2 protein-coding genes and 5 tRNA genes are annotated in these 2,054 nt (G+C 62.5%); 1 reads left to right on the plus strand and 6 read right to left on the minus strand.

Going from position 1 to position 2,054, the window contains the following annotated elements; translation table 11 throughout:
- The 6 genes from DBR34_RS09265 to DBR34_RS09290 form a co-directional block, all read right to left on the minus strand.
- The coding region (locus DBR34_RS09265) for a hypothetical protein (RefSeq protein WP_219928248.1) at positions 1-468 on the minus strand (468 nt) is incomplete at its 3' end.
- 266 nt (positions 469-734) lie between these two features.
- A tRNA-Lys gene (locus tag DBR34_RS09270) sits at positions 735-810 on the minus strand.
- A 183-nt stretch (positions 811-993) separates the two neighbouring features.
- Positions 994-1,069, minus strand: a tRNA-Lys gene (locus tag DBR34_RS09275).
- 81 nt (positions 1,070-1,150) lie between these two features.
- A tRNA-His gene (locus tag DBR34_RS09280) sits at positions 1,151-1,227 on the minus strand.
- Positions 1,228-1,261: 34 nt separating this feature from the next.
- A tRNA-Arg gene (locus tag DBR34_RS09285) sits at positions 1,262-1,338 on the minus strand.
- 42 nt (positions 1,339-1,380) lie between these two features.
- A tRNA-Pro gene (locus DBR34_RS09290) sits at positions 1,381-1,457 on the minus strand.
- A gap of 174 nt (positions 1,458-1,631) precedes the next feature.
- Between DBR34_RS09290 and DBR34_RS21745 the strand changes: the two genes are divergently transcribed.
- The coding region (locus DBR34_RS21745; RefSeq protein ID WP_219928249.1) for a Bax inhibitor-1/YccA family protein at positions 1,632-2,054 on the plus strand (423 nt) is incomplete at its 3' end.

Raw genomic sequence — 2,054 nt, forward strand, 5'->3', positions numbered from 1 at the left:
CTGGGCAAAGGGATTCCGACGCGCCACCAGGCCCCGGCGCGCCTCGGCCATGGCGCGCTGGTCGTCCAGCGACACCACCCGGACCCCGGGCAGGAACGCCAGCTCATGCTCCAGTCCGAACACCGCCAGCAGCTGGTAGGCATCGGCGGCGGCGAAGGCGTGCAGCAGCACCTCATGGTCGTAGGCGGCCAGCACGCCATCGCGGAACACCAGCGAGCGCGAGAACGCCGCCTGTTGCGCGGGGTCCAGCCGGGCAAACGGGGAGCCGGCCCTGTCTGCGGAGGCCAGCCACTGCTGCCATTGCGCGTTGTTTTCGACCACGGCAGTGCGGAACGCTGGCGTACTGCTGTTGGCCGCCTGCCTGTCGATGGTCTGCCAGGGGTGCGGGCGCTGTCCCGCCAACGCGGGTACCGCGAGCACACCGACGATCAACAGCCCGGCACATGCCCACATCGTTCGCTTACCCATCATCTCGCCTCTCCACGCATGCGCCGCAGGGCGCGGGAACCTGCATTGGGCAGAAGGACGACGCGGCAAAACGGGACGTGGCTTGCAGGATCAATGATGCCTATGACGGAAGTGACCCGCGTTGCATCGGAATCCGTAGGCGGTGCGCCACCTGCTTCCCTGCGGCCTCGCCGCGCGCCCTTCATGCGAGGGGCTCCGCGCCAGCCGGCAACACGGCAATGCCAGGCAAGAAAAAAGCCGCCTGGCGAACCAGGCGGCTTCTGTCTTGGTGGGCTGTCAAGGATTCGAACCTTGGACCTATTGATTAAGAGTCAACTGCTCTACCAACTGAGCTAACAGCCCGAAAATCGGGAGGCGAATTATGCTGGATTTCCCACTGGAGATGCAAGCACTTTGTTTGAACGGAGGGAAAACACCCGCCCGGCGCCGCATCGATGCCGAGCGAGGCCCAGCATTGCCGGGGTCGCGCAGCGCGGCACTGCGGGCAAGAAAAAAGCCACCTGGCGGACCAGGTGGCTTCTGTCTTGGTGGGCTGTCAAGGATTCGAACCTTGGACCTATTGATTAAGAGTCAACTGCTCTACCAACTGAGCTAACAGCCCTGAAAACTCAGACGCACATTGTAGCGGGTGTGTCGTCTTTTGCAACCCTGATTCACTTTCGGCGAACCAGTTTCAAATCAGTGGGGTGGCTGAGGGGACTCGAACCCCCGACCTCCGGAATCACAATCCGGAACTCTAACCAACTGAGCTACAGCCACCACTGAAACCTTTGCTTCCTGACGCATGCACCGATGGTGCGCCCGACAGGAATCGAACCTGTAACCGCCGGCTTAGAAGGCCGGTGCTCTATCCAGTTGAGCTACGGGCGCCCTGACTGGATTATCGCATTTCAATCCTGTTTTGAGCAGGCTTGGTCGGGGTAGAGGGATTCGAACCCCCGACATCCTGCTCCCAAAGCAGGCGCGCTACCAGACTGCGCTATACCCCGGTGGTTGATCCCTCGAGGTTCCCCCCGAAAGAGTCGGCTATTGTGGGAATGTGCGCGGCATCTGTCAACGCTTTTTTCACGTTGTCGTACATGTCCCGATCCGGCAACGGCGTATCGGCTATTCTCGGCACAGCGGCCGGATGGTCGGCACCCTACCCTTCAAGGAGATTGGCAATGCGCAGCGGCAACCCCGCACTTTCCGAATCGACGTTCCTCGACCTGGCCAGCGGCTCGGTGGTGACCTCGCCCGATCAGGTGATGACCATCAATGGCACCGTCAACAAGACCGGCGTGCTGTTGCTGCTGACCGTGCTGACCGCAGCGTTCGCGTGGAGCCAGGCCATCGATGCGTCCGGCCTGCCCACCTCCAGCGCGATGCTGTACGCGATGGGCGGCGCGATCGGCGGCCTGGTGCTGGCGCTGGTGACGGTGTTCAAGAAGGAATGGTCGCCGGTGACCGCGCCGATGTACGCGCTGGTCGAAGGCCTGTTCCTGGGCTCGATTTCGGCCCTGTTCAACGCCAAGTTCCCGGGCATCGTGATGCAGGCGGTGATGCTCACCTTCGGCACGCTGTTCGTGATGCTGGCTGCGTACCGC

The sequence above is a fragment of the Stenotrophomonas sp. HMWF003 genome, assembly GCF_003061285.1.
Classification (GTDB): Bacteria; Pseudomonadota; Gammaproteobacteria; order Xanthomonadales; family Xanthomonadaceae; genus Stenotrophomonas; species Stenotrophomonas maltophilia_AP.